General features: G+C 52.2%; 14 protein-coding genes and 1 pseudogene. 1 reads left to right on the plus strand and 14 read right to left on the minus strand.

Going from position 1 to position 15,214, the window contains the following annotated elements:
• Nucleotides 1-8 precede the first annotated feature (8 nt).
• Nucleotides 9-509 carry a GrpB family protein gene (locus H0247_RS07970; RefSeq protein ID WP_180742072.1) on the minus strand — a complete coding sequence of 167 codons (501 nt, stop codon included), beginning with the start codon at nucleotides 507-509 and terminating at the stop codon, nucleotides 9-11.
• A 336-nt stretch (nucleotides 510-845) separates the two neighbouring features.
• On the opposite strand from H0247_RS07970, the gene H0247_RS07975 reads away from it, so the two are divergent.
• The gene (locus H0247_RS07975; protein WP_180742073.1) at nucleotides 846-1,325 is read left to right on the plus strand and encodes an Hcp family type VI secretion system effector; all 480 of its coding nucleotides are present in this window, start codon (nucleotides 846-848) and stop codon (nucleotides 1,323-1,325) included.
• A 213-nt stretch (nucleotides 1,326-1,538) separates the two neighbouring features.
• On the opposite strand, the gene H0247_RS07980 is transcribed toward H0247_RS07975, so the two are convergent.
• The 13 genes and pseudogenes from H0247_RS07980 to H0247_RS08040 form a co-directional block, all read right to left on the minus strand.
• On the minus strand, nucleotides 1,539-2,234 hold the full coding sequence (locus H0247_RS07980) for a hypothetical protein (protein ID WP_180742074.1): 696 nt from the start codon (nucleotides 2,232-2,234) through the stop codon (nucleotides 1,539-1,541).
• A gap of 394 nt (nucleotides 2,235-2,628) precedes the next feature.
• Nucleotides 2,629-2,724: pseudogene (locus H0247_RS07985) on the minus strand (IS5/IS1182 family transposase); the annotation flags it as partial.
• A gap of 4 nt (nucleotides 2,725-2,728) precedes the next feature.
• Entirely contained in the window at nucleotides 2,729-3,889 is a 1,161-nt protein-coding gene (gene lldD / locus H0247_RS07990; protein WP_180742075.1) for an FMN-dependent L-lactate dehydrogenase LldD, read from the minus strand.
• Between the two features lie 228 nt (nucleotides 3,890-4,117).
• The gene (gene aldA, locus H0247_RS07995; RefSeq protein WP_180742076.1) at nucleotides 4,118-5,557 is read right to left on the minus strand and encodes an aldehyde dehydrogenase; all 1,440 of its coding nucleotides are present in this window, start codon (nucleotides 5,555-5,557) and stop codon (nucleotides 4,118-4,120) included.
• A 329-nt stretch (nucleotides 5,558-5,886) separates the two neighbouring features.
• Complete coding sequence (locus H0247_RS08000) at nucleotides 5,887-6,927, minus strand: DUF3829 domain-containing protein (protein ID WP_180742077.1); 1,041 nt, start codon at nucleotides 6,925-6,927, stop codon at nucleotides 5,887-5,889.
• A gap of 103 nt (nucleotides 6,928-7,030) precedes the next feature.
• Nucleotides 7,031-7,960, minus strand: coding sequence for a lysozyme inhibitor LprI family protein (locus H0247_RS08005; protein WP_180742078.1), 930 nt, complete (start codon nucleotides 7,958-7,960; stop codon nucleotides 7,031-7,033).
• Nucleotides 7,961-8,020: 60 nt separating this feature from the next.
• Nucleotides 8,021-9,109 carry an acyl-CoA desaturase gene (locus H0247_RS08010; protein ID WP_180742079.1) on the minus strand — a complete coding sequence of 363 codons (1,089 nt, stop codon included), beginning with the start codon at nucleotides 9,107-9,109 and terminating at the stop codon, nucleotides 8,021-8,023.
• Complete coding sequence (locus H0247_RS08015) at nucleotides 9,109-10,239, minus strand: sterol desaturase family protein (protein ID WP_180742080.1); 1,131 nt, start codon at nucleotides 10,237-10,239, stop codon at nucleotides 9,109-9,111. Before H0247_RS08015 ends, H0247_RS08010 begins: the two co-directional genes overlap by 1 nt.
• Nucleotides 10,240-10,243: 4 nt before the next feature.
• Nucleotides 10,244-10,900, minus strand: a complete 657-nt coding sequence (locus H0247_RS08020; protein WP_180742081.1) for a phosphatase PAP2 family protein — start codon at nucleotides 10,898-10,900, stop codon at nucleotides 10,244-10,246.
• Complete coding sequence (locus H0247_RS08025; RefSeq protein ID WP_180742082.1) at nucleotides 10,897-12,183, minus strand: F390 synthetase-related protein; 1,287 nt, start codon at nucleotides 12,181-12,183, stop codon at nucleotides 10,897-10,899. The genes H0247_RS08020 and H0247_RS08025 overlap by 4 nt, the downstream gene beginning before the upstream one ends.
• The gene (locus H0247_RS08030; RefSeq protein ID WP_180742083.1) at nucleotides 12,180-12,986 is read right to left on the minus strand and encodes an MBL fold metallo-hydrolase; all 807 of its coding nucleotides are present in this window, start codon (nucleotides 12,984-12,986) and stop codon (nucleotides 12,180-12,182) included. The genes H0247_RS08025 and H0247_RS08030 overlap by 4 nt, the downstream gene beginning before the upstream one ends.
• A complete protein-coding gene (locus H0247_RS08035) occupies nucleotides 12,979-14,007 on the minus strand; it encodes an NAD(P)-dependent oxidoreductase (RefSeq protein WP_180742084.1) in 1,029 nt (342 codons plus the stop codon). The genes H0247_RS08030 and H0247_RS08035 overlap by 8 nt, the downstream gene beginning before the upstream one ends.
• Nucleotides 14,004-15,017 (minus strand): 3-oxoacyl-[acyl-carrier-protein] synthase III C-terminal domain-containing protein, encoded by a 1,014-nt coding sequence (locus H0247_RS08040; RefSeq protein WP_180742085.1) that lies wholly within the window; start codon nucleotides 15,015-15,017, stop codon nucleotides 14,004-14,006. Before H0247_RS08040 ends, H0247_RS08035 begins: the two co-directional genes overlap by 4 nt.
• Nucleotides 15,018-15,214: the final 197 nt, after the last annotated feature.

Genomic DNA, 15,214 nt, shown 5'->3' on the forward strand with positions numbered 1-15,214 from the left:
GGAAATGGCTACATGAGCGCCTCATGAGTGGCAATAAAGTCATCTTTTAGCTGGCTATACACGGCGGCATCGTTGTCACATTCCAGCGCAGCGGCGCGCTTTATTGCCGCGTATTCCGCGCACACAGAAGGGTTTGCCCGCAGATAATCCCGAAAAGCCAGATGCCGCTGAATATGCCCATTACCCACCACAAAAGCGTGAAGATGATGAGTACGCGCAGCGCCGCCTTTAGTGTAGTAACGACGTCCCGCTATGCCATTTTCGCCGCGAGGGCGATAGCCCAGATCGACCATGACATGATCGAATCGGTCCAAATCGGACAACGACACCACTTCCAGCAGCATATCAATCACTGGTTTGGCCGGTAACCCCGGCACCGCCGTGCTACCGATATGATGCAGTCTCACCGCGACGTCGCCGAGCGCCTGCGTGAGTTCTCTTGCCGCCGTTGTATAATTTGTCGCCCACTGTGGATCGTAATCCACCACGGTAATTGTCCGTCCACCCATGTTTTTATCCCTCAACGCAGTCTTCTCGCGTAAAGGGTATCAACGTTCAGGGGACGATTCAAAAGCCATCAGCTCAATGTATTGTCAGGGTAGGGAGTGCTCTGATCCTGTTTACCGCTAAAAGTTAGATTTATTCAACAACGCCGATATTGCTTAATGTAAAAGGTATCTCTTAGGCGACATATTTTATTATATAATTACTAATTCCCATAAAAATCATTATCCATAGATAATGGTTTTGTGTGTTTTAATAATTTATCTGAGAGAGTATTATACCCATGCAAAAGAGACTACGGCTCCGAACCGGAGAATGGAATTTATTTGTATGGAGGCATAATGTCCAATCTTATTTATCTTAGCGTTACTGGGGAAAAACAGGGACTGATATCAGCAGGATGTTCATCTCTGGACTCTATTGGCAACAAGTATCAATCGGCACATGAGAATGAAATTTTTGTTTATGAGTTGGTGAACAACATTAGTCGGGAAGAAAATATTTCAATGCTTCCGGTAGAAATCAGAAAGCCAATTGATAAAGCCACGCCATTGTTCGCTCAGGCAATCAATGATAAGGAAAAACTAGAGTGCATTTTTTCGTTCTACCGAACGGCGCAGTCTGGTGGAAATGAACTTTATTTTAGGATGAAGCTTCGTGATGCACTTATTAGCAACATACGCTTTTTCTATCCTAATTCACTGACACATAATGAAGTTCAGCCACAGGAAAGCGTATCATTCAAGTTTGCTTCTATTGAATGGGAGCATGTTATTGCAAGAACAAGCGCTTACATGCTTTGGCAGAATGTAGTCTACTAAGACTACATTAAAGGCCGAATTATTTTCGGCCTGATCTTTTTGAAAAAAACTTTATGTCTACATAAACAATAATAACAATAGAAAGAATAGTCAGCTTACCCCAATGGTCAGGGATGAATTCGTAGAATAAAACCCCCAAAACAATCATTAATGCCATCATGGTATAGGTATTAATAAACTCTTTAACGGCATAAGAAATTATTTTTTTTAAGCTCATTTTTTTAAAATTCCGTTTATTGCTTCTGTGATATCGATTTTGTCATAGGGATTTTTGGGCACGTAGGGAGACAGGCGCTCTTCAAATACGAAGTATAACATCTCAACCTGCATAGCATAGAGAGACCAGTATAGCTCCGGACATACGTCATGTAGGTGCCGTGCAGACATTGCCGCCTTCTGAACTTTCCCATGAAATGTGAGAGCACTCATCCCTATCAGCGAGTATTTATTAATCGTTCTGCGAATGGATAGTGAAAAATTCAGCGAAGTTGCAATATGCTTTGCAAGCAGATAAGCGACTGACATTTTTATTGCTCGACTTGTTGCGAACTCTGATGCAGCTGATACGCCTAATATGGCTTTAGCTATTAATTCCTGCTCTCTTTCTTCGGTGTCTTTTAAAAGTATTTTAAGATACGCTATTAGCATATCTATTATTACATCTTTTCTCTTGTATATCTGTTTAATAGCCAGATACATCCGTTCATTTTCAGATTTCAGTTGCTGACAGTCAGAATTATATTTCTCTATTAAACAGGACGAATACCATGTTGCTCTTTCTATACCACTATATAAATCATCACCAATTTTTATTGTATTATCTTTTATTTTATCTGTCATGCTATCCAAATGAGTGGCGAGAACTCTGTCGGACTCCATTTTGTATTTTAAATATTCTGATAATTGCATATTAAATCCCTTTTATTAGGCTATTTCTATCCCTTTATATAGATAGCTTACCCGAATAACTGGCAATAATTCAATATTTTTACCTGACTGGTAACTTGCATCCTACTAATTACGGTATGAAAGTGTTGTTTTTCGAGAGAATGCGATAATATATCCTTGTCTAAATAAAATTTAATGGCTTTCGGATGTGATGAAAAAAACCCGTAGCGGTAAAACTACGGGCAGATGCCTTCCCTGATGCTGTTTATGGCATATCAATTATTTTGAGGGTAAAACCTTCTACTCGCCTTCAAATCTAAAGAACTTAAGTTCCATGGTTGATATTCTTTCCCCCAGAAAAGGGCTTTGTTAAATAAATCATTTTTGAGACGCAGCGGAGTCCTCTCATCATCAATCAGGCAATGCGAACGCTAACTGACGTCATTTTATTCAACGCCTTCAGCCGCGCCATTGCCTCACCCACCTGCGCATCATAATCACACAGCGACAACCGCTTACAGACCATCCAGCCGCCGCTGAGTCGCCTGCACCAGCGAGTCGGTGGTGATATCGGCAATAGCTTTAGCTCCCGTGAGCGTCATCGCCACGCGCATCTCTTTTTCGATCAGGTTCAGTAGGTTAACCACGCCCGCTTCACCTGCGGCTGCCAATGCATAGACAAACGCGCGCCCGAGCATCACGCCGTCCGCGCCCAGCGCGATCATCCGCACCACGTCCAATCCGGTACGAATACCGGAATCCGCCAGAATGGTGATGTCGCCTTTCACTGCATCGGCGATAGCAGGCAAGGCATGTGCCGTCGAGAGCACGCCGTCCAACTGACGGCCACCGTGATTGGAAACCACAATGCCATCTGCGCCGAACCTGACCGCTTCTTTGGCATCTTCTGGGTCGAGGATGCCTTTAATGATCATCGGCCCTTTCCACATCTCGCGGATCCACGCCAAATCCTGCCATGAAATAGAAGCATCGAAATTCTCCGCCAGCCAGCCGATATAGTTTTCCAGCGTCGTCGGCGTACCACGATAAGCGGAAACGTTGCCCAGATCATGAGGTTTACCGTTCAGGCCAACATCCCATGCCCACTGTGGATGAACCATCGCCTGCAACACACGGCGCATCGCCGCATTCGGGCCACTCATACCAGAGTGCGCATCACGATAGCGCGCACCCGGCGTCGGCATATCCACGGTGAATACCAGCGTCTTGACCCCCGCCGCCTGCGCACGTTCCAACACATTGCGCATAAAGCCGCGGTCTTTTAACACGTAGAGCTGGAACCACAGCGGCCGATCGATTGTGGGCGCGACTTCCTCAATCGGGCAGACGGAAACGGTAGACAGCGTAAAGGGAATGCCCTTTTGCGCCGCCGCACGGGCAGCCTGCACCTCGCCGCGTCGGGCGTACATCCCAGTCAGGCCAACGGGGGCCAGCACCACCGGCATCGCCAGTTTTTCGCCGAGCAGTTGGGTTTCTAGGCTCAGGTCAGAAACATTTTTCAGGATGCGTTGGCGTAGCGCGATATCCGCCAGATCGGCGGTATTACGCCTGAGCGTGTGCTCACCATATGCACCACCATCGATGTAATGGAACAGAAACGGCGGTAGCCTACGCTGCGCCGCCGCTCGGTAATCCGTTGAAGCAGAGATGATCATCGTCCTTTCCCATCCTTCTTCTTGTTTGTGCCACGGTTACGGTGAGTAGCATGACCGTTACTGGAGCTGCTTTTAGTGGAATTCATGCTGTTCACTTAAGTCCATTTTTAGGGGAAACACAGGGGGAGGTTCCCGCAGGGACACCTCACCCCTGTGGTCGCCCCGTGTATCTCAATACTTAAACGATCGGCATGACTTTAGTGAAATTGCCTGTTAGTAAAACTGCTTTTAGTGGAATTGAAGGTACGCGACATGCGTTTGCAGATATTCCTGCAAGCCGTGCTTGCCGTCCGCTCCGCCCACACCGGATTTACGCCAGCCCGCATGGAAGCCCTGCATCGCCTCGAAGTTCTCACGGTTGATATAGGTTTCGCCGAATTTCAGCCCTTTCAGTGCTTTCATCGCGGTGTTGATGTTCTGCGTATAGATCGATGACGTCAGGCCGTATTCACTGTCATTCGCCATCGCGATCGCCTCTTCCAACGTGTCGAAGGTCGCGACGGGCAGCACCGGACCAAACACCTCTTCGTGCATGATCGGCATGTCTTGCTTCACATCCACCAACAGCGTAGGCGGGTAGAAATAGCCCGTACCGCTTTCACGCTTACCACCGAGCAGCACTGTCGCCCCTTGCGATACCGCTTTCGCCACTTTGTTTTCCACGCGCTGTAACGCCGCCGCGCTGATCAGTGGCCCCATATCCAGCGCTTTTTTCTCCGCCGTGTTGCCGAAGGTCACCTGCTCCATCGCAGCTTTAATACGGGCGATAAATTCGTTGTAGATGCCTTTCTGCACATAAACACGCTCGGCACAGTTACACACCTGCCCACTGTTGATGACGCGGGAACTGACAATGGCTTTCACCGCCAGATCGAGATCCGCATCGTCCATCACGATGGCTGGCGCTTTACCGCCCAGCTCAAGCGACACTTTGGTGACGTTCTGTGCCGCCGCCGTCATGGTGGCGATCCCCGCCGCTACGCTGCCGGTCAGGCTGACCATGCCCACTTTCGGGTTAGCCGCCAGCTCTTGCCCAACCGTCGGGCCATAGCCGGTCACAAAATTAATGACGCCTTTTGGCAAACCAATCTTGTGAATGATTTCGGCGAAAATCACCGCATTATTCGGTGTGATTTCACTCGGTTTAATAACGATGGTGTTGCCAGTAATCAGCGCCGGTGCCGCTTTACGCGCAATCAGGAAGAAGGGGAAGTTCCACGGCAGGATTCCGGTTGTGACGCCTATCGCTTTGCGGAAGACGAAGATGTTTTCGTTCGGGCGGTCGCTCTGAATGATTTCTCCTTCATAACGGCGTGCCCACTCCGCCATATAGTCCAGATAATCGGCGGTAAACAGGACTTCCGTCTGTGCCAAGCCGTGCGTTTTACCGCCTTCGGCAATGATGGTGTCGGTCAGTTCGGCTTCGCGCTCGCGGATACCGTCGGCAATCTTGTGCAGCCAAACGCCGCGCTCAACCGCAGGCAATGCTTCCCAGCCCGGCTGTGCGGCTTCTGCCGCATCTATCGCTCTTTTCGCATCATCAGCGGAGCCTTCTGGGATCTGCGAAATGACCTGCTCTGTGGCCGGATTCACCACATCAATCCACTTCCCGCTGCTGTTTTCAACAAACTCACCGTTGATGTACATACGTTTCTGGGTGGTGCTCATGTCAGGCGTCTCCAAAATAGGGTAAGGGAATACAACGCATAAACGAATTGTTAAAAAAACACGCTTTTTTTGTGAAGTTTTGCCATGCTGCGCGATTTACGCGGCATTTACCTTTTCATGGCTGCCATCTCAGTCTAGCAAGTGGCAAAAAAGCCATGCTGAGCACGCCTGACGTAACACTTTTGCAAAGAATAGGGAATGAGGGCACCACGTTTGCCAACGCTCTTGGCAGGGCGCAGATGAGGCGTGGGTAAGTCAGTTCAGAGAGCGGGATTAATGAAAGATAAAATACCGAGAGCGGCAGGAGAAAGACGCCTGCCGCACACGACTTACCCTTTATTCATACTAGCAATGTAGCGATTTCTGGCTTGATTTCGGTTGTTATACTCATCAACCAATCTGTTGAAACTATTGATCATGTTATTATAATTTCTTTCGAGATCGGCGTTCTTCCCTTTACCCAAATCGCGACGTAATGCTTTCACATTCGCCAGCAACGCAGAAGCGTTGGGTTCCAGATAAAACCAGAAGGGATCCGCTGCTGTTTTACCTTCAGACTTCGCCCGATTCGCTTCACCATAGGCTTTGGCTGTTTCTAACGCCTGTTGGTATGCCGTTTCAAGTGGCTGCAAATTCTCCACCGTCAAACGATCTTGCGTATTCAGTGCATCGATAGCATCGATAACACCACGGGCTTCCAACATGACATTTTCGGTATGCCACCAGATATCTTTCCCATTACGCTGTTCCATCGCAGTCAGGGCTTGTTTCTCTATCGCCAGATTACGCGAGGCGACAAGACTATGGATGCGGTCAGATTTTGCAAAAAACGTCTTGAACAGCGGCGCAATTTGAGCCTGAAGAGCCTTGCCCTTAGCCATTCCATCATCTTTGTAATCGCCTTGGGAATAGTAGGTATCGACGCTCTGAACCAGAGGAATCAATTGTTGCAGCGTTTGCGCATATTCGGTACCGAGCGCGTCAAGTTCTGGGTCGCTTTGCCCATTCTTCACACCCGCGTTCAATCCCTCAATACAACTCTTGGCAATGGCATACTGATCACCATGCTGGGCTAAGGTGAAACGAGTCTGCAAATTCCAGAAAGCGTTCCCTTTCGTGACTTGGTTTTCATACGCAGTCTGATAACGCGCATAAGCACCTCGCCAGGCGCCATCGACACCATTAATACACGTCACAAACGGGGCCAGTTTCGCTACCATTGCTTCACTTTCTTTCGACAGCAAGGTCTCAACATTCTCTTCCGCTTTACCCCCGTTGCTGTCCATTAATGCGTTTAATGCCCCAGTTTTATAAAGAAACGCACCGCCAATTACGACCACCGTGGCTAAAATACTGACTACCTTCTTCACCAAAACTCTCCTGTTAGTAATAAAGAAATGTGCTCGCCTCAGGCTCCAATGCCCATAACTGCGAGTCAAAAAATAATAACATGAGTTATAATTCGTGGCGTCATTACTGGTCGTCGATTTTTAAGATTTTTTCCTTCACTTTCCATTTTCCCTCCACCAACTCACGTGTGGTGGCGATCATCGCCCGTTTTTCTTCGGAGTAGGCTTCCGTGGTTTCGGCAATCAGGACAGGCTGATTATTAGCGAGCTGATAAGTAGACCAGTTATGCCAGCAGCAACCACTTTTGGTAAACGTCGTAATGGTCTTACTTTTCTCATCAATATCGAACAAACCCAGATAGTTGCTGGCCAAATCAGTCAGCGCGGAGTTCAACGTGAATTGCTGTTTTTCCACATCAAACAGGAACACATCGTAAGACGGCCCGCCGTAAGCGCCATTGTTGCCATTACGCACAATGACATCAGCATGGTGATCGAAGTTAGCGTCATCAATCACCAATCCACTGTTGTTATCACCGTAGACCTCAACCAGATTCGCCGTCACTTCGCCCTTCTTGTTCAGCTCGACGAACATATTTTCCATCGTGATACGCTGGAACAGCTCACCGCGTCCTTTCTTAAAGATATCCAGCGTGCCGGGGCCTTCGCAGGTAGGGTAAGATTCATCCAGGTCACACGTCGCCACGCTGAGCACAAAGTCCCACTGTTTTGATGCTTTCGTAATCAGGGAGACATTTTCACTGCCGGAAAGCGCCTGGATACGGGACACCATCTCATTTCCCAGACAAACGTCATTCTGACAGCGATCACGCTCGGCCAGCCACGCGCGCTGCTCCTGACGCGCCTGCGCGTTGTCCGTTTGTTTCACGTAACCCTGATAGGCCTTGTTTAATACCGCATCAAGCTGCTGTAGACGGCTACTGGCACAAATCATTTTCTCGCTGTCTGTGCTGGCTTTGCTGCAATCCATCGCCCAGGTGGACGAGGTAAAAAAGACCAGCAGGGATGAAACGGCCAGAGATAAATAACGCATGAGGTATCGCTCCTTGAATACAAATAAAACCGAATGTATTGATAAAATAACGTGATGTTTTTAGCCTTGCCCCATCTTTTTAAGAAAATGCTGCTGCTCAGCCCAAATCGCCTTCAACGTCATGCATTGATAATCAATGCCGTAACGTGGGGCGACGTCCGCAATAATTTTCGATAGCGCGGGATAATGCCGATGATTCCAGTTGGGGAAAATATGGTGGGTCAGGTGCATATTGAGCTGCCCTAACCAATAGCCCAGCCAAGCGGGACGGGTAGACCAATCCACCGTGGTAGAAAAGGTGTGCTGATAGCGACCATGCCGGAATAACCCATCTTCCGGTGCCTTATAGAACGTGCCTTTTGCCCAATGCGACCCGAGGATCAGGACGACAAAAATCAGCGACGACAGCATCTGGCTCAGCAGATACACCAGCAGCAGCGAGCCGACGCTAATGATGGTCGGCGACAACAGCCAGTAAGGAATTGCCAGCGCCAGCAAGGTATGCAGCGCTTTTGAAAGCAGGAAAACACCCCAGCCCTTCACGCCCTGAAGCGTCATATTGCGCGTCACCTGCGTTTTCCCCGCGCGATCGATCCAGTCAAAAAACCAGATGATGCAGGGGAAGGTCAGCGATGCCACCAGCGGCCAGTAATAGCGCTGGGCGCGCATAAAAAAGCGAAACCGATGGTAGGGCGATTGCCGCAAGACGCCGTTCTCTTCGATGTCCAAATCGTAGTGCTGCACATTCACGTGTGCATGATGGAAAATCACATGCCTCACTCGCCAGCAGTCGGAATCCATACCAAGCGGAATACTCACCACAATATTGAGCAGGCGATTCGCCCACGGTTGCCGGAAAAAGACGTTATGCGAGGCATCATGCACCACATTCACCGCCAAAAACATGGCGGTAAAAATAAAGCCAAAATAGCAGCCCGCAAAAGCCCATAGCGTCGTCTGCCGGAGGCTGAAGCCATAAAACGTCAGACACAGCGCCACCAGAAACAGCATCTTGCCGATAAATCCGGCGTTGGCAAAGCGGTGGTCGCCCGTTTCCGCCAGATAGTCATTCGCCGCCTTCATCAACGCCCGATGCAACGCCAGATCGCGGCTTTGTTCATAGCGGAGCGGCTTCAGCGGTGCGGGCATCACATATCCTCAGGGGTCGGAGGTATGGATACGGTACGTCGACCCCAGCCGGCTGCCATCGCCAGCCCGTGCAGCGCCAGCATCAGCATCGCAATCTTCCAGTAAAGTGCTTCCCAGCCCAGATAGACAAGAAACACCGCAGGGAACAGCAGCACCACCGCTAGCCAAACATAAATCCCCCAGCGTCTTCCTTCGGAAATCCCACCCAGCGCAACCGCACCTGCCACCAGCAATAGGAAGAGCACCGCCTGCGACAGGATCTCGGAATCATAGCCGTAGCCATACAGGTAGACATAACCCACCACCAGCGCAAACAGCAGCATCGCTCCGGTAAGCAACGCCACTGGCGTACAGTGAAACGCAGCCTGACGTGTACGGCGCACCGACAGTTTCAGATATTGCATAAAAGGCAGATTACTGGCCCAAAAAGGATTGTTCGATGGCGTTTCTCTGCCTGCACCGTAGCGGAAAGGCGTGTCAGGCAGTTGCGGGCAAAAGCTGCCGAACAGTTTGTCCCAAAAAATGAAGGTGCCGCCGAAGTTCTTATCAGCGTATGCACGATCGTTCACGTGGTGGACGCGATGGTGTGCTGGCGTCACCAGCACCTTTTCCAGCCAGCCCAGTTTGGGTGTCATGGCGTTATGGTTAAAGAGCTGGACGCTGTAATGCAGGATGGAGACGGTGATAAACACGTACAGCGGCACACCAAGCAGCGCCAGAATCAGGAAGAACGGAATAGAGGTCAGCGAGGAATACCAGGAGTTACGCACGCCCAGCGACAAATTGAAATGTTCGCCCTGATGGTGCACCACATGCACCGCCCACAGCACGCCAAAGGTATGGTGTAGGCGATGTAGCCAATAAAAGCCGAAATCCCAGGCGAGTAGCGCGAACAGCCACATCAGCACCGGCGGCCAGGTGTCCACCCAGCCCAAACTGAAATGCGCCGCGACATAGCCATAGCAAAAAATTTCCACGCTGCGAAACAGCCACAGCATGATATGCCCTGAGTTCAGGTTGAACACCACGTCATGCCAGTTCACTTTCTCGCGCTGCATCCACTGTAGAACCAGCGCTTCGCCAATCACCACCACCAGCATGAAGACAATGGGTAAGGCCAAATCGATCATAATGTCATTCCTGCTGGCGCTTATCGTTAGGCAGCGGATCCGCTGTGGAAATGGCCTTCACCGCTTCTCGGCTACGCAGAAACATCCACCCAGCGATCCCTGCCAGCATCCCACCCGTCACCAGATCGATGAACAAATGTCGGCGCAATTGCAGGATAGAAAGGGCAATCGCCGCCCCCCACAGCAGGTACAAGCCGGTTTTCACCTTCTGCTGGCTATCGCTCATCGCCCACACCGCCAGCACCGTTAGCGCAATATGCAGCGACGGCAGGCAATTCTGTGGCGAGTCGATAAGCAGCAAAAGCTGTAGCACACGCGTTGAGAGATCGTCCCCGACAACCTGCGGATACACCATCGTGGTCGGGAAAATCAGGTACACCGCGCCTGCAATCAAGACGGTGAGCTGCGTTGCTCGGCGTAACCCCGCCAAACGTGCGATCGGGCAGGATAAATAGGACAGCGGCACGATGATGAAAAAGGAGAGATATAGCCAGATAGCCGAGGCACTAAAAGGAATCCATTCATCAACGAACGACGTCGGCAGCACCGTTCCCTGCCCCTGAAACTGTGCGCTCAATTGATACACCACGCCGACCGTTCCCCAGCCGAAGAGCAGCGCTTTCAGCCGCAACAGCATCGTTTTTTGCGGAAATAGCCTCATGTACTCTCCTTCACGCGGCTAATCCGTCTGCGCTTCTGCGTAAACTCTGGCGCAATCTCACCGGCGCTTAACTGCCACCGTAGCCGCGATGCGTCAATGCCTTGCAACGCAAACTGCTGCGAGAGACTATCCCGACAGGCCTCCAGCTCCGGCAGGCTGCACGCGGCGGATAAATGCAGCGTCGCGTCGCCCTGCTGCACCAGCCGATAGTCGGCATGCAGCGGCAGCGCATTGGCGATAATCCGGCTACAGAGATCGGCAAACACGGTCTGAGGCTCACCGTTGCTGTTCGGCAGTCGCAGGCTGTCATCGCTGCGCCCTTCGATGCGGGCAATCGCCATCGTCACTCGACCACACGCACAGGGCGTTTGTTGCTTCACCAACACATCGTCCAGCCGATAACGCACAATCGGCTGGGTGCTGCGGGTGAAATCGGTAATGATGGGCGTAAAGCGCTCCTCATCCAGCCACTGCGGTTCGATGTGAATAAACTCTTCGTTGAGATGCAGCGTACCGTGCTCGCAGGTCGAGGCCAGAAAGCCTTCCGTCGCCTGATACACTTCCCCGATCTGCCCGAAAACCTGCTGGAGCAATTGTTTATCCTGCGGTTCCAGCACCTCGGCCACGGAAATCACCTTTTTGACCGACAGGCGCAGCTCACCGCGCTGTACCGCCAGCGCCAGTTCGCGCAGCACCTGTGCGGGTGCGACGATAATTGACGGCGACCACGCTTCCAGCCGCGTAACATGCTCGGAAAATGGCGCAAACAGATCGTAAAACGACAGGCTGAGCCAGCGGTTATCCACGCTGTGATATAGGTTGTTATCCGCCCGCAGGAACAGCGCTACCCGCTCACCGGCACGTAAGCCGTTCGGCAGCATTTTCGCCAACATGCCCCCCGCCCACACCTGCTGTTCACGCGGGCTGACGACAAACAGACCACGCTGGCCAGACGTACCGGACGACAGCCCGACGCTGAACCCATTCACATTCGGCGTGAAATCACGATCCGCTTCGCTGCGGCGCGCGCAGGCAAGCAGGTCATCCTTCTTAAGCTCCGCGGTGTTCATCCGATCGAATTCGGCCATCATCACGGCTTTATCCATCATCGGCCAGGATGTCATGGGGAGCGAGCAGTAAGGCCGAAAATAGGGACTGCGCGCCAGCACCCGTCGAGCAAAGCGAGCAAGCTGGCGCTGTTGATGGCGCTCAAGCGCCTGACGGGTAGCAAAGGTGAGGCGTCTGGCACGGAAATAGTGCCAGATCGTCATCAGCGGAATCATAGATCACCCTCATGACACAGCCGAATCTCGACCTGCCCGTTCAGGTGCAACTGGTGCAGCTGGTCCAGCGTGTGGTAATAGGCTTGTGGATCGTCCATCACCAGATTCGCCAACCGCGACGGCCCGCGACCTTCGCGATAGCTGTGCGGCGACCAAGCGGCATCGCTTGCCAGCAACACCCAGCCGTTTTCCGTCAGCACAAATGCGCCGAGGTGTCCGGCGGCATGACCGGGCAGCGACACCAGCACGATCGCTTTATCGCTACCCGGCAGCGCATAGCCTTGTGTAAACGGCGCCAGCTCGGCAGGCAGATCGGTAAGCGGGAAGTTTTCGACAAACTGAAGCGCCTGCTCGAAATGTTCAGGGATCAGCGCGGGCACAAACGCCCGTTTCAGGGCCGCGAAACCGCGCAGATTCCGCGTCTGCTGCCATCCCAGCGCCGAACAAATAAACGGCACATCGGGGAAATCCCGCAGCCCTGCAATATGGTCGCCGTGAAAATGGGAAATAATCAGGCCATCGATGTCCGCAGGTTGAATACCCTGGCTGTGTAGCTGGTGAATCAGCGCGTCTTTCGTCTCAAAATGCACCGGCGTCATCCTGCGGTACAGTTGAAACAGGCCGGATCGCGTGGCATCGGTAAAATGCTGCGCATAGCCGGTGTCCCACAGCCAGCGCTTGCCCTGACTTTCCAGCATCCAGACGCGTGCCGGAAAACGGCATACTTTCCACCCTGCGCCACGCAGCGCCATACAACCCGGATGCAGGCAGTACCCGACTTCAAACGTTGAAATCTTAGCCATGTCGGTCCGTGCTCCGCTGCGCAAAATGTGTTTTGAACCAGCTACCGGTTAACGCGATGCCCTGTTGGAGGGAAAAACGCGGCTGATAGCCCAGCTCTTGCTGCGCTTTTTCCGCGCTGAGCGTCATATCAAAATTCACCGCCCCCGCGCTGTAGCGCGTTAGCAGCGGCTCTTTCCGACTAAACCACGAGAACAGCTCCATGCCACCCGCCACCGCATGCAGCAATGGATACGGCACGGCCTTAACGCGATAATGCATCCCCAATTGGCCGACCAGCAGTTGCTCAAGCATATCCGCAAGGCGGGCTGGTTCATGATTGGTGATGTTGTACGCCGAACCAGAAACCAGCCCCGGGCGCTGGCTGGCAAGTGCCATCGCCTCCACCACATTGCCGACAAACGTGAGATCCAGCAACGCGCTCCCCCCGCGCGGGAGCCGCAGTACGCCGCCACCCACCGCGATCTGTTCCAGCACTCGCGGCAGAATCACGCGATCATGCGGGCCAAACAGGCCGCGCGGACGCAGAATCACGTAGGTCGTTTGCGGGTAGCGCGACGTCAGCGCCTGAAGCCGTTCTTCCGCCAGAAATTTGGTCTGCGCATAGTGATTGGCAAAACGCACCGCGCGGTAGCTTTCATCAATATTCCGGTGGTGTTGATAATCAAAATAAATCGCAGGCGTGGAGATGTGCACAAAGCGCGGGATCCCCAACTGGCCGGCGGCCTCTGCCAGCCGTGCCGTTACCTCAGTATTGTTCTGATAAAAATCAGTATATTGACCCCACGGTGAGGATTTCGCGGCACAGTGCCAAACGACATCACTGCCGGTCATCAATAATCGATACTGCTCGACCGAGGTTTCGACCAAATCAATACCAATGAACTGCGCGCCGAGTGCTTCAAGCTGTTGGCCTACCGTGCGATCGCGTCCACAGGCCAGCACCTGATGCCCAGCCTGAAGCAGCCATTCCACCGCGTTACGCCCCAGCCCGCTGGTCGCGCCCGTGACGAAGACTCTCATGGAATCAGTACCATGCCGCCCAGCGTTAGCCCTGCGGCCGTACCGACCAGCATCGCGGGTTCCCCTTCTGGCAGACGTTGCGTCACGATAGCATGATGCAGCGCCGTCGGAATCGACGCCGCCACCTGATTACCGTGGTAGCGATAAATATCAATCAGCTTTTCCGTCGGGATCGCTAGCCGCTTCCGCATGTGTTCCAGCGACAGGTGGCTGGCCTGATGCGGAACCACCGCCGCGATCTGATCCAGTGAATAATCGCTGGCCTCCAGCAACCGTTGCAGATAGCCCTCGATCAGGGCAGAAGCCTGCCTGAATAGCCGTTTTCCCTGCATATGGAACAGAAAGTCATGCAGTTCCATCCCCGCTCTCGGGTTACGCAAGGTGCCGCCTGCGCGGATCTGACACAGTTCATTGCCCTTCGGGTAGGTTTCCAGCAGACACGCCGCAATACCGCTGCGCCCATCACCGCGTTCGACAATCGCGCACGCCGCACCATCACCAAAAATCAGCGACGATTCTTCGTCATCCCAATCAATACCGCGCGAAGCCAGTTCGGTAGAGACGATGGCAATGCGTCGATAAGCGCCGATATTTAACAGCCCAGCCGCCACCTGAAGCGCGGAAATAAAGCTGACACAACTGCTGTTAATATCAAAACAGGCCGTCCCTTTTGGCAGGGACGACGCTTTTAATACATGACTGGCGCTATAAGGCAGCGCCTGAATCGGAATCGCGGAAGCAAATAGCAGCAGATCGATGGACGCTGGCGGAATAACACCCCGCGTCAGCGCGTCATTTAACGCCGCCACACCAAGTTCCGCCTGGCTGGCATGATTGTCCGCATGGTGGCGATAAATAATGCCTGAACGGCTTTCGACATAACCGGCAGGCTTATTGAGCCGCACATCTAATTCAGCCGATGTCACCCGCTGCGCAGGGAGCGCGCTGCCGGTAGCAATAATCTTTAGCGGAACCCATCTCTGAGTGAATGCATGATGTTGAGTATTCAATATCAATCCTTTCCAGAGTCTTATCGTTTTACCGGCGAACAATATCCTTATAAATAATGAGATTATCGTGCGCGGTATTTATTCATTCTGTTGCTAAGAATAACGAAATCACCACGAATTGAAATCGTAAGCTGTGCGGTAGCACTGTTCCATCCCGATATTTTTTCGCTATTCTCTGTGCATTTGCGATGCTTAAC

The sequence above is a fragment of the Pectobacterium sp. CFBP8739 genome (assembly GCF_013449375.1).
In the GTDB taxonomy this organism is placed as follows: Bacteria; Pseudomonadota; Gammaproteobacteria; order Enterobacterales; family Enterobacteriaceae; genus Pectobacterium.